Source organism: Streptomyces vinaceus, assembly GCF_008704935.1.
GTDB lineage: Bacteria > Actinomycetota > Actinomycetes > Streptomycetales > Streptomycetaceae > Streptomyces > Streptomyces vinaceus.
The window spans coordinates 5,394,067-5,414,177 of sequence record NZ_CP023692.1; the positions used below are offsets into that span (position 1 = coordinate 5,394,067).

The following is a 20,111-nucleotide window of genomic DNA, read 5'->3' on the forward strand; positions in this document are numbered from 1 at the left end:
ACCTGCGCCCCGGCCGCCGCTTCGCCGCCCTCCCTCCCCGGGGCCGTGTCCGTGCGGGCGGTGGGCGCGTGAGCCCGAGGGTGCCGGGGCCCGGACGGCCGCGGCCGGGCGGCGAGCGGGCGCGGGCCGCGGGGGCCCGGCCGGCGACCCGGCCCGCCACGCGCAGGCCCGCCCCGGCCAGGAAGCCGCACACCATCCGGCTCGGCAGCCCCAAGCCGCGGCTGCGGCTCGTCGGCGTCGGGCTGACCCTGGTCATGGTGGCCTTCGTCGTACGGCTGCTCCAGGTGCAGGCCGTCGACGCCTCCGCGTACTCCGCCAAGGCCTCGGAGAACCGCTTCGCCAGCTACACCCTCGCCGCCGAGCGCGGCGAGATCACCGACCGCAAGGGCGTCGCGCTCGCGACCAGCGTCGACGCGTACGACATCACCGCCGACCCGAAGATGTTCACCCCGCAGGACAGCAAGGCCCCGGACGCCCCCGAGCAGGCCGCCGCCCTCCTCGCGCCGATCCTCGGCAAGGACGCCAAGGAGCTCACCGCCCGCCTCAAGACGAAGAACACCCGCTACGTGATCCTGGCCCGCCGCCAGACCCCCCAGGTCTGGAACCAGATCAAGGACCTCAAGCGGGTCTTCGCCGACAAGGCGGCCGCCGACAAGAAGAACAACGGCCCCGGCGCCAACGTCCTGGCCGGCGTGTTCAACGAGGACAGCAGCAAGCGCGTGTACCCCAACGGGGACCTGGCCGCCGGGATACTGGGCTACGTCAACGCCGAGGGCAAGGGCGCCGGAGGCCTGGAGTCCTCCCTCGACAAGAAGCTGGCCGGCAAGGACGGCGCGATCACGTACGCCCAGTCCGGCGGCCGCCGCGTGCCCACCGCCGGCTCCAGCGAGAAGCCCGCCGTGCCCGGCGAGGACGTCGAGCTGACCATCGACCGCGACATCCAGTGGGCGGCGCAGAGCGCCATCAGCGAGCAGGTCGCCAAGTCCGAGGCCGACCGCGGCTACGTCATCGTCCAGGACACCCGCACCGGCGAGGTGCTGGCCATGGCCAACGCCCCCGGCTTCGACCCCAACGACCTGTCGAAGGCCAGCTCCGCCGCCATGGGCAACGCGGCCCTCCAGGACGTGTACGAGCCCGGCTCCACCGCCAAGGTGATGTCGATGGCCGCCGTACTGGAGGAGAAGAAGGCCACCCCCGAGACGCATGTCGAGGTCCCCAACCGGCTGCACCGCGGCGACCGGCTGTTCAAGGACGACATCGACCACCCGACCTGGTACCTGACCCTCAACGGGGTCCTCGCCAAGTCCTCCAACATCGGCACCATCCTGGCCACCGGCCAGCTCGGCGCCAACCAGTCCGAGGCCAACCGCGTCCTCTACTCCTACCTGGACAAGTTCGGCATCGGACGGCCCACCGGCCTGAACTACCCGGGCGAGTCCCGCGGCATCCTGGCCCGGCCCGAGGCCTGGTCCACCTCCCAGCAGTACACGATCCCTTTCGGCCAGGGCCTGTCCCTCAACGCCATGCAGGCGGCCTCCGTGTACTCCACGATCGCCAACGGCGGCGTACGCATCGAACCGACCCTGGTCCGCGGCACCAAGGGCCCCGACGGCCGCTTCACCCCGGCCCCGGCACCCGAGAAGACCACCGTGATCAGCCCGGACACCGCCAAGACCCTTTCCCGGATGCTGGAGTCGGTCGTCGACGACCAGGAGGGCACCGGCACCAAGGCCCGCATCCCCGGCTACCGGGTCGGCGGCAAGACCGGCACGTCCAACCGGGTGGATCCGGCCACCGGCCGCTACAAGGGCTACACCGCCTCCTTCGCCGGTTTCGCCCCCGCCGACAACCCGCGGATCACCGTCTACTGCGCCATCCAGAACCCCACCAAGGGCAGCTACTTCGGCGGCCAGATCTGCGGCCCGATCTACAAGAAGGTCATGGAGTTCGCCCTCAAGACCCTCCAGGTCGCCCCGACGGGAACCGCCCCGGCCGGGCTCCCCGTCACCTTCGACGCCGGCCCCCCGCCCGCCACCCAGCCCTCCGCAGCGCCCTCCGCACAGCCCAGCCGGCAGCCCGGCCAGTGACCCGGCGGGCCGGCCGGCCCGCCAGAAATCCGTGAGGCACCATCAGTGACAACGATCACCCCGAAACCCGGGAACCCGTCGGCCGACGACCACACGGCCGGGCCCTCACTTCGCGAGCGGCCCGCCGCGCCCGGTACGCTCACCGCCGTGCCCCACGCTGATCAGCCCAGAACCGCCCAGAAAGACGCCCCGGCAACGCCGCCGGGAGCGCCCCGGCCCCAGGCCGCCCGCCCGACACCCCTGGGCGAGCTGGCCGACCTGCTGGGCATCGAAGCCCCCGGCGCGGCCTCCGCGCCGAAGCCCCCGCAGATCACCGGCATCACGCACGACTCCCGTGCCGTGCGCCCCGGCGACCTGTACGCGGCCCTGCCCGGCGCCAAACTGCACGGCGCGGACTTCGCCGCCCAGGCGGCCGCCCTCGGCGCCGCGGCCGTGCTGACCGACCCGGCGGGTGCCGAGCGCGCGGCCGCGACCGGACTGCCGGTCCTGGCCGTCGCCGATCCGCGCGGCCGGATGGGCGAGCTCGCCGCCACGATCTACGGCCGTCCCGGCGAGGGCCTGCTCCAGATCGGCATCACCGGCACCTCCGGCAAGACCACCACGGCGTACCTCGTCGAGGGCGGCCTGCGCGGCGCCGGACGCTCCACCGGACTGGTCGGCACCGTCGAGATGCGCATCGGCGACGAGCGGATCAAGTCGGAGCGCACCACCCCGGAGGCCACCGACCTCCAGGCCCTGTTCGCGGTCATGCGCGAACGCGGGGTCGAGGCCGTCGCCATGGAGGTCTCCAGCCACGCCCTGGTGCTCGGCCGGGTCGACGGATGCGTCTTCGACGTCGCCGTCTTCAACAACCTCAGCCCCGAGCACATGGAGTTCCACTCGGACATGGAGGACTACTTCCAGGCCAAGGCGCAGCTCTTCACCGAGCGCCGCGCCCGCCTCGGCGTGGTCAACCTCGACGACGAGTACGGCCGGCGCCTCGCCAAGGAGGCCGCGATCCCGGTGGTCACCTTCTCCGCCGAGGGCGACCGGGCCGCCGACTGGCGCGCCGAGGACGTCGTGTTCGGGCACATGGACTCCACCCTGACCGTGGTCGGTCCGCAGGGGCAGCGCGTACGGGCCACGGCCCCGCTGCCCGGCCCGTTCAACGTCGCCAACACCGTCGCCGCGATCGTCACGCTCGCCGCCGCCGGCCTCGACCCGCAGACCGCCGCCGACGGCGTCGCCGCGGTCCCCGGGGTGCCCGGCCGGCTGGAGCGGGTGGACGCGGGCCAGCCGTACCTGGCCGTCGTCGACTACGCGCACAAGACGGACGCCGTCGAATCGGTGCTCCGCGCGCTGCGCGAGGTCACGACCGGCAAACTGCACATCGTGCTCGGCTGCGGCGGCGACCGCGACACCACCAAGCGCGCCCCGATGGGCGCCGCGGCGGCCCGCTTCGCCGACACCGCCGTACTGACCTCCGACAACCCGCGCTCCGAGGACCCCCTGGCGATCCTCGCCGCGATGTTCGGGGGCGCCGTCTCCGTACCGGCCGAAGAGCGGGGCACGGTCCTCGTCGACGCGGACCGGGCCGCGGCCATCGCCGCCGCGGTCGCGCGCGCCGAGCCCGGTGACACCGTGCTGGTCGCGGGCAAGGGCCACGAGCAGGGCCAGGAGACGGCGGGCGTCGTACGGCCCTTCGACGACCGCGCGGTGCTCCGCGCCGCGATCGAACGCCAGCAAGGCAGCAACGTCCGACAGGCCGAGGTGAACCAGTGATCGCCCTCTCCCTCGCCGAGATCGCCGACATCACCGGCGGGCGGCCCCACGACATACCGGATCCGTCCGTGCGGATCACCGGGCCCGTGGTCATCGACTCCCGCCAGGTGGAGGCCGGCAGCCTGTTCGCCGCCTTCGCCGGCGAGCACGTCGACGGCCACGACTACGCCGAGCGCGCGGTCGCCTCCGGCGCCGCGGCCGTCCTCGCCGCCCGGCCCGTCGGCGTACCCGCGATCGTCGTCGCCGACGTCGAGAAGGCCCTGGGCGCCCTCGCCCGGGCCGTCGTCGAGCGTCTCGGCACCGACGTGGTGGCCCTGACCGGCTCCGCCGGCAAGACCTCCACCAAGGACCTCATCGCCCAGGTGCTCCAGACCCACGCACCCACCGTGTGGACCCCGGGCTCCCTCAACAACGAGATCGGCCTGCCGCTCACCGCGCTGCGCGCCACGGAGGAAACCCGCCACCTGGTACTGGAGATGGGCGCTCGCGGCATCGGGCACATCGCCTACCTCACCGGCCTGACCCCGCCGCGGATCGGACTCGTCCTCAACGTCGGGACCGCCCACATCGGCGAGTTCGGCGGCCGCGAGCAGATCGCCCAGGCCAAGGGCGAGCTCGTCGAGGCCCTGCCGTCCGAGGCCGAGGGCGGGATCGCCGTCCTCAACGCCGACGATCCGCTGGTGCGTGCGATGTCCGCCCGGACCAAGGCCCGTACGGTGCTCTTCGGCGAGGCCGACGACGCCGACGTACGGGCCTCGGAAGTCCGTATGACACCGGCAGGACAGCCCTCCTTCACACTCCACACACCCACCGGGTGCGGCGAAGTGACCTTGCGCCTGTACGGTGAGCACCACGTGTCGAACGCGCTCGCCGCGGCCGCCGTCGCCCATGTACTGGGCATGTCCACCGAGGAGATCGCCACCGCGCTCTCCGGGGCGGGCACCATGTCCCGGTGGCGGATGGAGGTCACCGAGCGGGCGGACGGCGTGACGATCGTCAACGACGCCTACAACGCGAATCCCGAGTCCATGAGGGCCGCACTGCGCGCGCTCGCCGCGATGGGCGGCACGGCCAGGGCCGACGGGGGACGTACGTGGGCGGTGCTCGGTCCCATGGCCGAGCTCGGGGACGCATCGTTGGCCGAGCACGACGCGGTGGGACGGCTTGCCGTCCGGCTCAACGTGAGCAAGCTCGTCGCAGTCGGGGGCAGGGAAGCGTCCTGGCTGCAACTGGGCGCATATAACGAGGGTTCGTGGGGTGAGGAGTCGGTGGTCGTGTCCGACGCGCAGGCGGCGATCGACCTGTTGCGCAGTGAACTGCGCCCGGGTGACGTCGTGCTGGTGAAGGCTTCCAGGTCGGTCGGCCTGGAGCGGGTCGCTCTGGCTCTGCTGTCCGGTGAGGGCGAGGTCGCCGACCGATGAGGCAGATCCTCTTCGCCGGTGTCATCGGCATGTTCCTGACCGTGGTCGGCACTCCGCTGCTGATCAAGCTGCTGGCCCGCAAGGGCTACGGCCAGTTCATCCGCGACGACGGCCCGCGCGGCCACGCCGGGAAGAAGGGCACGCCCACCATGGGCGGTATCTCCTTCATCCTGGCGACGATCATCGCGTACGCCCTGACGAAGGTGATCACGGGCAGCCAGCCCACGTTCTCCGGCGTCCTGGTGCTCTTCCTGATGGCCGGCATGGGCCTGGTGGGCTATCTCGACGACTACATCAAGATCGTCAAGCGCCGCTCGCTGGGCCTGCGGGCCAAGGCCAAGATGGCCGGTCAGCTGATCGTCGGCATCGCCTTCGCCGTTCTGGCACTCCAGTTCAAGGACGCCCGCGGCAACGCCCCGGCCTCCACCAAGCTGTCGTTCGTCACGGACTTCGGCTGGTCGATCGGCCCGGTGCTGTTCGTGGTCTGGGCCCTGTTCATGATCCTGGCCATGTCCAACGGCGTGAACCTGACGGACGGTCTGGACGGTCTGGCCACCGGCGCCGCGGTGATGGTCTTCGGCGCGTACACGTTCATCGGCGTCTGGCAGTTCCAGGAGTCGTGCGCCAACGCGCAGACCCTGACGAACCCCAACGCGTGCTTCGAGGTACGAGATCCGCTGGACCTCGCGATCGTCGCCTCCGCGCTGATGGGCGCCTGCTTCGGCTTCCTGTGGTGGAACACCTCGCCCGCCAAGATCTTCATGGGTGACACCGGCTCGCTGGCCCTCGGCGGCGCCCTCGCCGGTCTCGCGATCTGCTCCCGCACGGAGTTCCTGATCGCCCTCCTCGGCGGCCTCTTCGTCCTCATCACCATGTCGGTCGTCATCCAGGTCGGCTCCTTCAAGCTCACCGGGAAGCGCGTCTTCCGGATGGCCCCGCTCCAGCACCACTTCGAACTGAAGGGGTGGTCCGAGGTCTTGGTGGTGGTCCGGTTCTGGATCATCCAGGGCATGTGCGTGATCGTGGGTCTCGGACTCTTCTACGCGGGATGGGCAGCCGACAAGTGAGCACCACCGACCTGGCCGGCCTGCTCGGCCCCGATCCCCTGGGCCGGTACGGCCTGCCGGGCCGGATCACCGTGGCCGGCCTCGGCATCAGCGGCATCAGCGCCGCCCGGGCGCTGGCCGGACTCGGCGCGACGGTGACCGTCGTCGACAGCGGCGACGGCGACGCGCACCGCGCGAAGGCCGCCGAACTCGCCGAGCTGGGCATCGAGGTCCGCCTGGGGCACCTGCCCGACGGTGCCCGGGCCGGGGAAACCCTGCCCGAGGGCACCGAACTGGTCGTCACCTCGCCCGGCTGGCAGCCCGGGAGCCCGCTCTTCCGGGCCGCCGCAGAGGCGGGCGTCGACGTCGTCGGCGACGTCGAGATCGCCTGGCGGCTGCGCGGGGCCGGTGTGGAACTGCGCGCCGCCCGCCGGGCCGCCGCGGCGGCGGACGCCGGCGGGGACGCCGACGCCGACGCCGAGCGGACCCCGGCCGGGCCCGCCGAGTGGCTGGCGATCACCGGCACCAACGGCAAGACCACCACCACCCAGATGCTCGCGTCGATCCTGAAGGCCGCAGGGCTGAAGACCGCCGCCGTCGGCAACATCGGCACCCCGATCATCGACGTGGTGCTCGGCGAGGAGCAGTACGACGTGCTCGCCGTCGAACTCTCCAGCTACCAGCTGCACTGGGCGCCCTCGCTGCGCGCCCACTCGGCGGCCGTGCTCAACCTGGCCCCGGACCACCTCGACTGGCACGGCTCGATGGACGCGTACGCCGCGGACAAGGGCCGCATCTACGAGGGCAACACGGTCGCCTGCGTCTACAACGTCGCCGACCCGGCCACCGAGAAGCTCGTCGAGAACGCCGACGTCGAGGAGGGCTGCCGGGCGATCGGCTTCACCCTCGGCGCCCCCGGCCCCTCCATGCTCGGCGTCGTCGACGGCATCCTCGTCGACCGCGCCTTCGTGGAGAACCGGCAGAAGAACGCCCAGGAGCTCGCCGAGGTCAAGGACGTCAACCCGCCGGCCCCGCACAACATCGCCAACGCGCTCGCCGCGGCGGCCCTGGCCCGCGCCTTCGGCGTCGCCCCGCGCGCGGTCCGCGACGGCCTGCGCGACTTCCGCCCCGACGCGCACCGCGTCGCGTTCGTGGACGAGGTCGCGGGGGTCACGTACATCGACGACTCCAAGGCCACCAACACGCACGCCGCCGAGGCCTCCCTGGCGGCCTTCGAGCCCGTCGTGTGGATCGCCGGCGGTCTCGCCAAGGGCGCGACCTTCGACGAGCTCGTCGCCACGTCGGCGAAGCGGCTGCGCGGCGTCGTGCTGATCGGCGCCGACCGGGCGCTGATCGCCGAGGCGCTGGCGCGACACGCCCCCGAGGTCCCGGTCGTCGACCTCGACCGGACCGACACTGGGGCGATGCTCGCAGCGGTCCGGGAGGCGGCCCGGCTCGCAGAGCCCGGCGACACGGTTCTGCTGGCCCCGGCCTGTGCCTCGATGGACATGTTCGCGAACTACAACAAGCGCGGGGACGCATTCGCGGATGCGGTGCGCGAGCTGGCCGCCGAGAGCGAGTAGGCCCGGCCGGCCCGTCTCAGGTCGGCGAGTCCTCCCCGACCGGCTGCTCGCCTCGTACGAGTGGAGGGGAAGGTCACACATGCCGGCCAAGCAAGTGCTGCCGGGGCGGCGGCCGTCCGCCGTGAAGGCCGCCAGGTCCGTGAGCGGTGCCAAGTCCGCCAGGACGGTCAGGGCGCAGGGCCGCAGGCGGCCGGCCTCCGGCGGGCGTGGACCGGGCGGGCGCGGGCCGCTGGAGCGGCTGCGGCGAACGCAGCGGCGGTTGCGCAAGGCCTGGGACCGGCCCCTCACCGCGTATTACCTGATTTTCGGCAGCTCGCTGCTCATCACCGTGCTCGGCCTGGTGATGGTCTACTCGGCATCGATGATCAAGGCCCTCCAGCTGGGCCTGGGCGACGCGTACTTCTTCAAGAAGCAGTTCCTGGCCGCCCTGATCGGCACCGGGCTGCTGCTCGTCGCCTCCCGGATGCCCGTGAAACTGCACCGGGCGCTGTCGTACCCCGTGCTCGCGGGAACCCTGTTCCTGATGGTCCTGGTCCAGGTCCCCGGGATAGGGGTCGCGATCAACGGCAACCAGAATTGGATCTCCCTTGGCGGTCCGTTCATGCTCCAGCCCAGTGAGTTCGGCAAGCTGGCCCTGATCCTCTGGGGCGCCGACCTGCTGGCCCGCAAGGGCGACAAGGAACTGCTGAGCCAGTGGAAGCACCTCCTGGTGCCGCTGGTCCCGGTGGCCTTCCTGCTGCTCGGGCTGATCATGCTGGGCGGGGACATGGGCACCGCGATGATCCTCGGGGCCATCCTGTTCGGCCTGCTGTGGCTGGCGGGGGCGCCCACGCGGATGTTCGTGGCGGTGCTGGCCTTCGCGGGTGTGATCGTCGCACTGCTGATCAAGACCAGCCCGCACCGGATGGACCGGCTCGCCTGCATCGGCGCGACGGATCCCGGCCGGAACGACCTGTGCTGGCAGGCCGTGCACGGGATCTATGCCCTCGCATCGGGCGGATGGTTCGGTTCCGGTTTGGGTGCCAGTGTGGAAAAATGGGGGCAACTGCCCGAAGCCCACACCGACTTCATCTTCGCCATCACCGGGGAGGAACTGGGTCTGGCGGGGACGCTGTCGGTACTCGCCCTGTTCGCGGCTCTAGGCTATGCGGGTATCCGCGTGGCCGGACGCACGGAGGACTCCTTCGTACGGTATGCCGCGGGAGGCGTGACCACCTGGATCACGGCGCAGGCCGTGATCAACATCGGTGCGGTGCTCGGTCTGCTGCCGATCGCCGGAGTCCCGCTCCCGCTGTTCTCGTACGGGGGGTCCGCGCTGCTGCCGACCATGTTCGCGGTCGGACTGCTCATCGCCTTCGCGCGGGAGGAGCCGGCGGCGCGCGCGGCGCTCGCGATGCGCCAGCCGAAGACCGGCTGGAAGCGGACCGGGCAGAGATGGAAGTCGATGAGACGGAGCGTCAAGAGGCGTCCGTCCGGAGAGCGGTGAATTTCGGTGCATGTCGTACTCGCCGGTGGGGGGACCGCCGGCCACATCGAGCCGGCGCTCGCCCTCGCGGACGCCCTGCGCAGGCAGGACCCTTCCGTGGGCATCACCGCCCTCGGCACGGAGCGCGGGCTCGAAACCCGCCTCGTGCCCGAGCGCGGCTATGAGCTGGGGCTGATCCCGGCCGTCCCGCTGCCCCGCAAGCCCACCCCCGAGCTCATCACCGTCCCCGGACGGCTGCGCGGGACGATCAAGGCCGCCGAGGAGATCCTGGAGCGCACCAAGGCCGACTGCGTCGTCGGCTTCGGCGGCTACGTGGCCCTGCCCGGCTACCTGGCCGCCAAGCGGCTCGGGGTGCCGATCATCGTCCACGAGGCCAACGCCCGGCCGGGACTGGCCAACAAGATCGGCTCCCGCTACGCGCACGCCGTCGCGGTCTCCACCCCCGACAGCAAACTGCGCGGCGCCCGCTACGTGGGCATCCCGCTGCGCCGCTCCATCTCCACCCTGGACCGGGCGGCGGCCCGCCCGGAGGCGCGCGCCGCCTTCGGCCTGGACCCGAACCTGCCGACCCTGCTGGTTTCCGGCGGCTCGCAGGGCGCCCGCCGCCTCAACGAGACCATCCAGCAGGTCGCTCCGACCCTCCAGCGCTCCGGGATCCAGATCCTGCACGCGGTCGGTCCGAAGAACGAACTGCCGCGTGTCGACAACATGCCCGGGATGCCGCCGTATGTGCCGGTACCGTACGTGGACCGGATGGATCTCGCGTACGCCGCCGCCGACATGATGCTGTGCCGCGCGGGCGCGATGACCGTCGCCGAACTCTCCGCCGTCGGGCTGCCGGCCGCGTACGTCCCGCTGCCGATCGGCAACGGCGAACAGCGGCTCAACGCCCAGCCGGTGGTCAAGGCCGGCGGCGGCCTGCTCGTCGACGACGCGGAGCTGACGCCCGAGTGGGTGCTCAGCCAGGTCCTCCCGGTGCTCGCCGACCCGCACCGCCTGTACGAGATGTCCCGCGCCGCCGCCGAGTTCGGCCGCCGCGACGCCGACGACCTGCTCGTCGCGATGGTGTACGAGGCGATCGCCGCACACAGGAACCGCTAGCGCAGGAGGCACAGGAGTGGCCGGAGCGACGACCGCACAGCGCGGCAACCCCGGGTCCGCCCGGAAGGGCGAGGGCTCCGGCTCTCCCAAGCCGCCCAAGCAGCCCCGGTCGTCAGGGGGGTCCGGCCCGCAGGGCCCCGGTGTCCAGCGCCTCGTCAGGCGCCTGCGGCACCGGGGCCCCGTGCTGCTCGCCCTCCTCGCCGCCGTGCTCCTCACCGGGGGCGGCAGCTGGGTGCTCTACGGCTCTTCCTGGCTCCGCGTCGAGAAGGTGACCACGAGCGGTACCCAGGTGCTGACCCCCGAGCAGGTGCTGGCGGCCGCGGCCGTACCGGTCGGGGCACCGCTGGTGGGCGTGGACACCGACGAGATCGCGGGCCGCGTCCGCAGCCGGCTGCCCCGCGTCGATTCGGTCGATGTGGTGCGGGCCTGGCCGCACGGGATCGGGCTGAAAGTGACGGAACGCAAACCCGTCCTGCTCATCAAAAAGGACGCCAAGTTCGTGGAAGTGGACGCTTCGGGTGTGCGATTCGACACGGCCGCGAAAGCTCCCGCGGGCGTTCCGGTCCTCGAATTGTCAGCGGCACAGTCGCCCAGCGGCCGCCGCTTCGACGAGGAGCGGCTGCTGCACGAGGCCGTGGGCGTCGCCGGGGACCTCCCCGAAGCGGTCGCCAAGGAGACCGTGCAGGTCAGGGTGGGCTCGTACGACTCGGTCGTACTGGAGTTGACCCGCGGCCGGACCGTGGTCTGGGGCAGCGGCGAGCAGGGCGAGGCGAAGGGGCGTGCGCTGACCGCTCTGCTGAAAGCCGCGCCCAAGGCTGACCACTTTGACGTGAGCGTCCCCACCGCCCCTGCGGTGTCCGGGAGTTGACGTCGGGTCGAACAGCGACGCACCCTGGTTGGCCACCGATACGGGTGATCACATAGGGTGAAAAGAAAAACGGGAGGTTCGGCGTGTTCGTTGAACACGCGCTACTTGTCGACTTAGTGTCCTGTTCGGAAGAGTCCAAGGAACAGGCACATGCTTAACCCTAAACTTCAGGGTTAGGGTTCGGGTCGGCGCGTTCGGACCGTCCCACATTTCGGCATCAGTCGTCGCAACGCAGGCCCGCGAGGCGGCGACACGTAACTCGAGGCGAGAGGCCTTCGACGTGGCAGCACCGCAGAACTACCTCGCAGTCATCAAGGTCATCGGTGTCGGCGGCGGTGGTGTCAATGCCATCAACCGAATGATCGAGGTCGGTCTCAAGGGCGTCGAGTTCATCGCCATCAACACGGACGCCCAGGCGCTGTTGATGAGCGACGCCGACGTCAAGCTCGACGTCGGCCGTGAACTCACCCGGGGCCTCGGCGCCGGCGCCAATCCGGCAGTCGGTCGCAAGGCGGCAGAGGACCACCGCGAGGAGATCGAGGAGGTCCTCAAGGGGGCCGACATGGTCTTCGTCACCGCCGGCGAGGGCGGTGGCACCGGTACCGGCGGCGCACCCGTCGTCGCCAACATCGCACGCTCGCTCGGCGCCCTGACGATCGGTGTGGTCACCCGGCCGTTCACCTTCGAAGGACGGCGCCGCGCGAACCAGGCGGAGGACGGCATCGCCGAGCTCCGCGAAGAGGTCGACACCCTCATCGTCATCCCCAACGACCGGCTGCTGTCCATCTCGGACCGCCAGGTCTCGGTCCTGGACGCCTTCAAGTCGGCCGACCAGGTCCTGCTCTCGGGTGTCCAGGGCATCACCGACCTCATCACCACCCCGGGTCTGATCAACCTCGACTTCGCGGACGTCAAGTCCGTCATGTCCGAGGCCGGCTCGGCCCTCATGGGCATCGGCTCGGCCCGCGGCGACGACCGCGCGGTGGCCGCCGCCGAGATGGCGATCTCCTCGCCGCTGCTGGAGGCGTCCATCGACGGCGCCCGCGGTGTGCTGCTCTCCATCTCCGGTGGCTCGGACCTCGGTCTCTTCGAGATCAACGAGGCCGCGCAGCTGGTCAGCGAGGCCGCCCACCCCGAGGCGAACATCATCTTCGGCGCCGTCATCGACGACGCGCTCGGCGACGAGGTACGGGTCACCGTCATCGCCGCCGGCTTCGACGGCGGACAGCCCCCGGCCCGCCGGGACAACGTCATCGGTGCCGCGTCCACCAAGCGCGAGGAGCCGGCCCCGGCACCGGTCCGCGCGGCCGAGCCGGCCCGCCCGGCCTTCGGCGGCCTGGGTACGGTCACCCCGCGCGAAGAGCCCCCGGCCCCGGTCGAGGCGGCTCCGGTCGAGACCGCGGCCCCCGCGCCGCAGGTCCCGACGGCCCGGCCGTACCAGGACAGCCCGGCCGAGGAACTGGATGTCCCGGACTTCTTGAAGTGACGCTGGACCAGTACGACGAGAACGGCGCCCACTTCGCCTTCACCGACCGGTGGGGCGGGGTGAGCGCCGTTCCGTACGAGGAGCTCAATCTCGGCGGCGCGGTCGGAGACGACCCCACCGCCGTTCTCGCGAACCGGGCCGCCGCCGCCGGAGCCCTGGGCATCGAGCCGGACCGGGTGGTCTGGATGAACCAGGTCCACGGCCGTGACGTGGCGGTGGTCCCCGGACCCTGGGGCGCCGACGCGGACGTTCCGGCGGTGGACGCGGTGGTGACCGCCCGCCGGGGACTCGCCCTCGCGGTGCTCACCGCGGACTGCACCCCGGTCCTGCTGGCCGACCCCGTCGCGGGGGTCGCGGGCGCGGCCCACGCGGGGCGGCCCGGACTGGTCGCCGGGGTGGTGCCCGCCGCCGTGGAGGCGATGGTCGCCCTCGGGGCCGAACCCGGGCGGATCATCGCCCGTACCGGACCGGCGATCTGCGGGCGCTGCTACGAGGTGCCGGCCGAGATGCGGGCGGCGGTCGCCGAGCAGGTGCCGGCCGCCTACGGCGAGACGAGTTGGGGGACCCCGTCCGTCGACGTGGTCGCCGGGGTGCACGCGCAGCTCGCGGAGGCGGGGGTGGTGAACCGCCACCGTTCGCCGGTCTGCACACTGGAGTCGCGGGACCACTTCTCGTACCGCCGCGACCGGGTGACCGGGCGGCTTGCCGGATATGTCTGGTTGGGCTAGGTAATGACGGACCGTAAGACGGAGCTCGCGGAGAACCTCGCGCGGGTGGAGGAACGTATCTCGTCCGCCTGCGCGGCCGCGGGGCGGGCGCGGGACGAGGTGACGCTCATCGTCGTCACCAAGACCTACCCCGCGAGCGACGTACGACTGCTGGCGGACCTGGGGGTCCGTCACGTGGCGGAGAATCGTGACCAGGACGCCGCCCCCAAGGCCGCGGCCTGCGCGGATCTGCCGCTCACCTGGCACTTCGTGGGCCAGTTGCAGACGAACAAAGTCCGTTCCGTGGCGGGATACGCGCATGTCGTGCAGTCCGTCGACCGGCCCAGGCTGGTGACGGCCCTCTCGGCCGCCGCCGAAGGAGCCGGGCGCGAACTCGGCTGCCTCGTCCAGATCGCGCTCGACGCGGAGTCGGGGGAGCGCGGCACCCGCGGCGGCGCCGCTCCCGAGCAGCTCGCCGGGCTCGCGGACCTCGTGGCCGGGGCGCCCGGACTGCGGATCGACGGCCTGATGACCGTCGCCCCGCTGGCCGGGCCCTACGCGGGACGCGAACAGGCCGCTTTCGAGCGGCTGGTTGAATTGTCATCCCGCCTGCGCGCGGACCATCCGGCTGCCACGATGGTGTCGGCCGGGATGAGCGCAGACCTGGAACAGGCCGTTGCGGCCGGTGCGACACATGTACGCGTCGGCACTGCGGTACTCGGCGCGAGACCCCGGCTCGGGTAACGTCGCGAAGAAAGTCGGACCACAGCAGAAAATATGGTCATTCCCGCTGACGGGCGGACAGACCACGTGGATCGCGGGCAGTTGGTGACTTTGGTGACACAGCGACACACCTGCGACAGGGCGATCCACCACAGAGCGGAGGATTCAGAGAATGGCCGGCGCGATGCGCAAGATGGCGGTCTACCTCGGCCTCGTGGAGGACGACCGGTACGACAACCCGGGGTACGACCCCGACGACGAGTTCGAGCCCGAGCCGGAACCGGAGCGGGACCGCCGGCGCCAGCAGGCCGTGCACCAACCGCCCGTAACGGACGAACCGGTACGAATTACCCAGCCTCCGGCGCAACGGGAACCCATCCCATTGCCGGTTGAAAACGGACGTCCTGCGCGAATTGCCCCCGTGGCATCCATCACACCTGAACGCTCGAACCTGGAGAAGAACGCCCCCGTGATCATGCCCAAGGTCGTCTCCGAGCGGGAGCCGTACCGCATCACGACGCTGCACCCCCGGACCTACAACGAGGCCCGTACCATCGGGGAACACTTCCGTGAGGGCACTCCGGTGATCATGAACCTCACGGAGATGGACGACACGGATGCGAAGCGACTTGTCGACTTCGCCGCCGGCCTCGTCTTCGGTCTGCACGGCAGCATTGAACGCGTGACACAGAAGGTGTTCCTGCTGTCGCCTGCTAACGTCGATGTCACGGCGGAGGACAAGGCCCGCATCGCGGAGGGCGGGTTCTTCAACCAAAGCTAGACCGATCCGTCAGACACGGGGCCGGGGACTGAGCGAGAGCAGGGGAGAGGGAAGCGCGGGATGGGCGTCGCACTGCAGGTGGTCTACATCGCGCTGATGTGCTTCCTTATCGTGCTGATCTTCCGACTGGTGATGGACTACGTCTTCCAGTTCGCACGTTCATGGACTCCGGGCAAGGCGATGGTGGTCGTCCTTGAGGCCACCTACACTGTCACCGATCCACCGCTCAAGCTTCTCCGGCGTTTCATTCCGCCGTTGCGTCTCGGGGGCGTGGCACTCGACCTGTCCTTCTTCGTTCTGATGATCATCGTTTACATCCTCATCAGTTTCGTGAGCACCGCTGCGAGAAGCGTGTGAACGATGAGCTTCCCCGTGAGCGCGGGGACAGTCCCGATACGGTCCTGCCGACTGCCGACGACTACGTAGAGGTGAAGAAGACATGCCGCTGACTCCCGAGGACGTGCGGAACAAGCAGTTCACGACCGTCCGCCTGCGAGAAGGCTATGACGAGGACGAGGTCGATGCCTTCCTCGACGAGGTCGAGTCCGAACTGACGCGCCTGCTGCGCGAGAACGAGGACCTGCGCGCGAAGCTGGCCGCCGCCACGCGTGCCGCCGCCCAGAACCAGCAGCAGCAGGGCATGCGCAAGCCCGAGCCCCAGGACCAGCGCGGCCCCGGAGGCCCCGGCGCCCCCGTGCCCGCCGCCATATCCGGCCCGCCGGCGCAGCAGGGCCCGCCGCAGATGGGCCCGCCCCAGCTGCCGGGCGGCCAGCCGCAGCTCCCGGCCGGCCCCGGCGGACACGGACCGCAGGGTCCGGGTGGCCCCGGTCCGATGGGCGGCCCCATGCACACCATGGGCGGCCAGCAGCAGATGGGCCAGCAGGGCATGGGCCAGCAGTCCATGGGCGGCCAGAACCCGCTCGGCCAGCAGATGCAGCCCATGGGCCAGCAGATGCAGCCGATGGGTCAGCAGATGCAGCCCATGGGTCAGCCGATGCAGCAGCAGATGCAGCAGCCGCAGCTCCCGCAGCAGGGCCCCGGTGGCGACAGCGCCGCCCGCGTCCTGTCGCTGGCGCAGCAGACCGCCGACCAGGCGATCGCGGAGGCCCGTTCCGAGGCCAACAAGATCGTCGGCGAGGCGCGCAGCCGCGCCGAGGGCCTGGAGCGGGACGCCCGCGCCAAGGCCGACGCGCTGGAGCGGGACGCGCAGGAGAAGCACCGCGTCGCGATGGGCTCCCTGGAGTCCGCCCGCGCCACGCTGGAGCGCAAGGTCGAGGACCTGCGGGGCTTCGAGCGTGAGTACCGTACGCGCCTGAAGTCGTACCTGGAGTCGCAGCTGCGCCAGCTGGAGACCCAGGCGGACGACTCCCTGGCCCCGCCGCGCAACCCGGCCGGCCCGGCGCTCCCGCCGTCGCCGACGCCGTCGATGGCTCCGGCCGGAGCGATGGGGCACTCGATGGGCGGCCCGTCGCCCATGGGCGGTCCCTCGCCGATGGGTGGCCCGTCCCCGATGGGCGGCCCCTCGTACGGTGGTCAGCAGCAGATGTCTCCCGCGATGACGCAGCCGATGGCTCCGGTGCGGCCGGCCGCGCCGCAGCCGATGCAGGCGCCGTCGCCGATGCGCGGCTTCCTGATCGACGAGGACGACAACTAGGCGCCGCCGGTAGGTCGGCAGTCACGGGCCGGGCCCGGTTCCCCTTCGGGGGGACCGGGCCCGGCCCGTTGGCGTACCACCGGCAGGCGCCACCGCAGCGCGGGGGGAGCGGAGACGACTGTGGCCCGGACCCCGAGCGGGGTCCGGGCCACAGGGGCGATGACTAAGCCTTGCGCAGGCGGAACGTCAGGCCCAGGGACTCGTCCGTGAACGGGTCACCGTACGTGGTGTCGGCCTCGCCCGCGGCGTAGTCCGTCGACAGGACCTCGTCCGCGATCAGCGAGGCGTGGTCCGTCAGGGCCGTCACGACCTCCGGGTCCGAGGAGGACCAGCGCAGGGCGATGCGGTCCGCGACGTCCAGGCCGGAGTTCTTGCGGGCCTCCTGGATCAGGCGGATCGCGTCACGGGCCAGGCCCGCCAGCCGCAGCTCCGGGGTGATCTCCAGGTCCAGGGCGACGGTGGCGCCGGAGTCGGACGCCACCGACCAGCCCTCGCGCGGGGTCTCCGTGATGATGACCTCCTCCGGAGACAGGGAGATCTCCTCGCCGTTCAGCGAGATCACCGCGGAGCCGGAGCGCAGCGCCAGCGACAGCGCCGCCGCGTCGGCCGCCGCCACCGCCTTCGCCACGTCCTGCACGCCCTTGCCGAAGCGCTTGCCGAGCGCCCGGAAGTTCGCCTTCGCGGTCGTGTCGACCAGCGAGCCGCCGACCTCCGACAGGGAGGCCAGGGAGGAGACGTTCAGCTCCTCCGTGATCTGGGCCTGGAGCTCCGCCGACAGGGCGTCGAAGCCCGCCGCACCGACCAGGGCCCGCGAGAGCGGCTGGCGGGTCTTGACGCCCGACTCCGCGCGGGTCGCGCGGCCCAGCTCCACCAGACGACGGACCAGCAGCATCTGCTGCGAGAGCGTCGGGTCGATCGCCGACGTGTCGGCCTCCGGCCAGGAGGAGAGGTGCACCGACTCCGGCGCCTGCGGGGTGACCGGGACGACCATGTCCTGCCAGACCCGCTCCGTGATGAACGGGGTGAGGGGGGCGAGCAGGCGGGTGACCGTCTCCACCACGTCGTGCAGGGTGCGCAGCGCGGCCGCGTCGCCCTGCCAGAAGCGGCGGCGCGAGCGGCGCACGTACCAGTTGGAGAGGTCGTCCACGAAGGCGGACAGCAGCTTTCCGGCGCGCTGGGTGTCGTACGACTCCATCGCCTCGGTGACCTCGACGACGAGGGAGTTCAGCTCCGAGAGCAGCCAGCGGTCCAGGACCGTGCGGTCCGCCGGCGCCGGGTCGGCCGCCGACGGGGCCCAGTTCGACGTACGGGCGTACAGCGCCTGGAAGGCGACCGTGTTCCAGTACGTGAGGAGGGTCTTGCGCACGACCTCCTGGATCGTGCCGTGGCCCACGCGCCGCGCCGCCCACGGGGAGCCGCCGGCCGCCATGAACCAGCGGACCGCGTCCGCGCCGTGCTGGTCCATGAGCGGGATGGGCTGGAGGATGTTGCCCAGGTGCTTGGACATCTTGCGGCCGTCCTCGGCGAGGATGTGGCCCAGGCAGACCACGTTCTCGTAGGAGGACTTGTCGAAGACGAGGGTGCCGACCGCCATCAGCGTGTAGAACCAGCCGCGGGTCTGGTCGATGGCCTCCGAGATGAACTGCGCCGGGTAGCGCTTCTCGAAGATCTCCTTGTTCTTGTACGGGTAGCCCCACTGCGCGAACGGCATCGAGCCCGAGTCGTACCAGGCGTCGATGACCTCCGGTACGCGGACGGCCTCCAGCGAGCAGCCCTCGTGGGTGCAGGTGAAGGTGACGTCGTCGATGTACGGGCGGTGCGGGTCCAGGCCGGAGAGGTCCGTGCCGGTCAGCTCGCCCAGCTCCGCGCGGGAGCCGATGCAGGTGAGGTGGTTCTCCTCACAGCGCCAGATGGGCAGCGGGGTGCCCCAGTAGCGGTTGCGGGAGAGCGCCCAGTCGATGTTGTTGTTCAGCCAGTCGCCGAAGCGGCCCTGCTTGACCGAGTCGGGGAACCAGTTCGTCTTCTCGTTCTCCCGCAGCATCGCGTCCTTGACGGCGGTGGTGCGGATGTACCAGGACGGCTGCGCGTAGTAGAGCAGGGCCGTGTGGCAGCGCCAGCAGTGCGGGTAGCTGTGCTCGTAGGCGATGTGCTTGAAGAGCAGGCCGCGCGCGTCCAGGTCGGCGGTCAGCTTCTCGTCGGCCTTCTTGAAGAAGACGCCGCCGACGAGCGGGACCTCCTCCTCGAAGGTGCCGTCGGGGCGGACCGGGTTCACGACGGGCAGGCCGTACGCGCGGCAGACCGCGAGGTCGTCGGCGCCGAAGGCGGGGGACTGGTGGACCAGACCGGTGCCGTCCTCGGTCGTGACGTACTCGGCGTTCACGACGTAGTGGGCCTCGGCCGGGAACTCGACGAGGTCGAAGGGGCGCTGGTACGTCCAGCGCTCCATCTCCTTGCCCGTGAAGGTCTCGCCGGTGGCCTCCCAGCCCTCGCCGAGGGACTTCTCCAGGAGCGGCTCGGCGACCACCAGCTTCTCTTCGCCGTTCGTGGCGACGACGTACGTGACCTCGGGGTGCGCGGCCACGGCCGTGTTGGACACCAGGGTCCAGGGGGTCGTCGTCCAGACCAGCAGGGCGGCCTGCCCGGCGAGCGGGCCGGAGGTCAGCGGGAAGCGGACGTAGACGGAGGGGTCGACGACCGTCTCGTAGCCCTGGGCCAGCTCGTGGTCCGAGAGGCCGGTGCCGCAGCGCGGGCACCAGGGGGCGACGCGGTGGTCCTGGGTGAGCAGGCCCTTGTTGAAGATCTCCTTCAGCGACCACCACACGGATTCGACGTACTCGGGGTCCATGGTCCGGTACGCGTCGTCCAGGTCGACCCAGTAGCCCATCCGCGTGGTGAGCTCGGCGAACGCGTCGGTGTGGCGGGTCACGGACTCCCGGCACTTGGCGTTGAACTCGGCGATGCCGTACGCCTCGATGTCCTGCTTGCCGTTGAAGCCGAGCTCCTTCTCGACGGCGAGCTCGACGGGCAGGCCGTGACAGTCCCAGCCGGCCTTGCGGGCCACGTGGTAGCCGCGCATGGTGCGGAAACGCGGGAAGACGTCCTTGAAGACGCGGGCCTCGATGTGGTGCGCGCCGGGCATGCCGTTGGCGGTGGGCGGGCCCTCGTAGAACACCCACTCGGGGCGGCCCTCGGACTGCTCCAGGGTCTTGGCGAAGGTCTTGCTCTCCCGCCAGAAGTCGAGGACCGCGTGCTCAAGGGCAGGCAGGTCGACCTGGGCGGGTACCGGGCGGTACTGCGGCGGTGTGGTCATGAGGCTGAACTCTTCCTCCGGCGGGGTGTCACTTCCGTCCGGAGGGACGAGAGCCGCCCTCGTCGCCGAGGCCGCGTTGCTCCCGCGGTACCACCCT

At 71.2% G+C, this 20,111-nt stretch carries 15 protein-coding genes; 14 read left to right on the forward strand and 1 reads right to left on the reverse strand.

The genetic code is table 11. The annotated features are described in order from the left end of the window. The first annotated feature begins 68 nt into the window (after nt 1-68). The 14 genes from CP980_RS24330 to CP980_RS24400 all read left to right on the forward strand — a co-directional run bounded on the left by CP980_RS24330 (nt 69) and on the right by CP980_RS24400 (nt 16,704). Nucleotides 69-2,087 (forward strand): peptidoglycan D,D-transpeptidase FtsI family protein, encoded by a 2,019-nt coding sequence (locus tag CP980_RS24330; RefSeq protein WP_167535874.1) that lies wholly within the window; start codon nt 69-71, stop codon nt 2,085-2,087. A 45-nt stretch (nt 2,088-2,132) separates the two neighbouring features. Beyond that, on the forward strand, nt 2,133-3,848 hold the full coding sequence (locus CP980_RS24335; protein WP_132755919.1) for a UDP-N-acetylmuramoyl-L-alanyl-D-glutamate--2,6-diaminopimelate ligase: 1,716 nt from the start codon (nt 2,133-2,135) through the stop codon (nt 3,846-3,848). After that, nucleotides 3,845-5,269 carry a UDP-N-acetylmuramoyl-tripeptide--D-alanyl-D-alanine ligase gene (locus CP980_RS24340; protein WP_150529080.1) on the forward strand — a complete coding sequence of 475 codons (1,425 nt, stop codon included), beginning with the start codon at nt 3,845-3,847 and terminating at the stop codon, nt 5,267-5,269. Before CP980_RS24335 ends, CP980_RS24340 begins: the two co-directional genes overlap by 4 nt. Next, complete coding sequence (mraY, locus tag CP980_RS24345) at nt 5,266-6,336, forward strand: phospho-N-acetylmuramoyl-pentapeptide-transferase (RefSeq protein WP_099893131.1); 1,071 nt, start codon at nt 5,266-5,268, stop codon at nt 6,334-6,336. The genes CP980_RS24340 and mraY overlap by 4 nt, the downstream gene beginning before the upstream one ends. Next, entirely contained in the window at nt 6,318-7,898 is a 1,581-nt protein-coding gene (murD, locus tag CP980_RS24350; RefSeq protein ID WP_373312995.1) for a UDP-N-acetylmuramoyl-L-alanine--D-glutamate ligase, read from the forward strand. Before mraY ends, murD begins: the two co-directional genes overlap by 19 nt. A gap of 79 nt (nt 7,899-7,977) precedes the next feature. After that, the gene (gene ftsW / locus CP980_RS24355; protein WP_099893133.1) at nt 7,978-9,384 is read left to right on the forward strand and encodes a putative lipid II flippase FtsW; all 1,407 of its coding nucleotides are present in this window, start codon (nt 7,978-7,980) and stop codon (nt 9,382-9,384) included. Between the two features lie 6 nt (nt 9,385-9,390). Beyond that, nucleotides 9,391-10,485 (forward strand): undecaprenyldiphospho-muramoylpentapeptide beta-N-acetylglucosaminyltransferase, encoded by a 1,095-nt coding sequence (murG, locus tag CP980_RS24360; RefSeq protein WP_030291900.1) that lies wholly within the window; start codon nt 9,391-9,393, stop codon nt 10,483-10,485. Nucleotides 10,486-10,501: 16 nt separating this feature from the next. Then, entirely contained in the window at nt 10,502-11,353 is an 852-nt protein-coding gene (locus CP980_RS24365) for a cell division protein FtsQ/DivIB (protein ID WP_132755923.1), read from the forward strand. A 280-nt stretch (nt 11,354-11,633) separates the two neighbouring features. Next, a complete protein-coding gene (gene ftsZ / locus CP980_RS24375; protein WP_132755925.1) occupies nt 11,634-12,839 on the forward strand; it encodes a cell division protein FtsZ in 1,206 nt (401 codons plus the stop codon). Continuing rightward, entirely contained in the window at nt 12,836-13,567 is a 732-nt protein-coding gene (pgeF, locus tag CP980_RS24380; RefSeq protein WP_150529081.1) for a peptidoglycan editing factor PgeF, read from the forward strand. The genes ftsZ and pgeF overlap by 4 nt, the downstream gene beginning before the upstream one ends. A 3-nt stretch (nt 13,568-13,570) precedes the next feature. Then, nucleotides 13,571-14,290 (forward strand): YggS family pyridoxal phosphate-dependent enzyme, encoded by a 720-nt coding sequence (locus tag CP980_RS24385; protein WP_099893140.1) that lies wholly within the window; start codon nt 13,571-13,573, stop codon nt 14,288-14,290. Between the two features lie 151 nt (nt 14,291-14,441). Continuing rightward, nucleotides 14,442-15,050 (forward strand): cell division protein SepF, encoded by a 609-nt coding sequence (locus CP980_RS24390; protein ID WP_099893142.1) that lies wholly within the window; start codon nt 14,442-14,444, stop codon nt 15,048-15,050. Between the two features lie 60 nt (nt 15,051-15,110). Then, complete coding sequence (locus CP980_RS24395) at nt 15,111-15,407, forward strand: YggT family protein (RefSeq protein ID WP_030155988.1); 297 nt, start codon at nt 15,111-15,113, stop codon at nt 15,405-15,407. Between the two features lie 82 nt (nt 15,408-15,489). Beyond that, a complete protein-coding gene (locus tag CP980_RS24400; protein ID WP_132755929.1) occupies nt 15,490-16,704 on the forward strand; it encodes a DivIVA domain-containing protein in 1,215 nt (404 codons plus the stop codon). A 163-nt stretch (nt 16,705-16,867) separates the two neighbouring features. Here CP980_RS24400 and ileS read toward each other — a convergent pair whose 3' ends face one another. Next, on the reverse strand, nt 16,868-20,014 hold the full coding sequence (gene ileS, locus CP980_RS24405) for an isoleucine--tRNA ligase (protein WP_150529082.1): 3,147 nt from the start codon (nt 20,012-20,014) through the stop codon (nt 16,868-16,870). Nucleotides 20,015-20,111 lie beyond the last annotated feature (97 nt).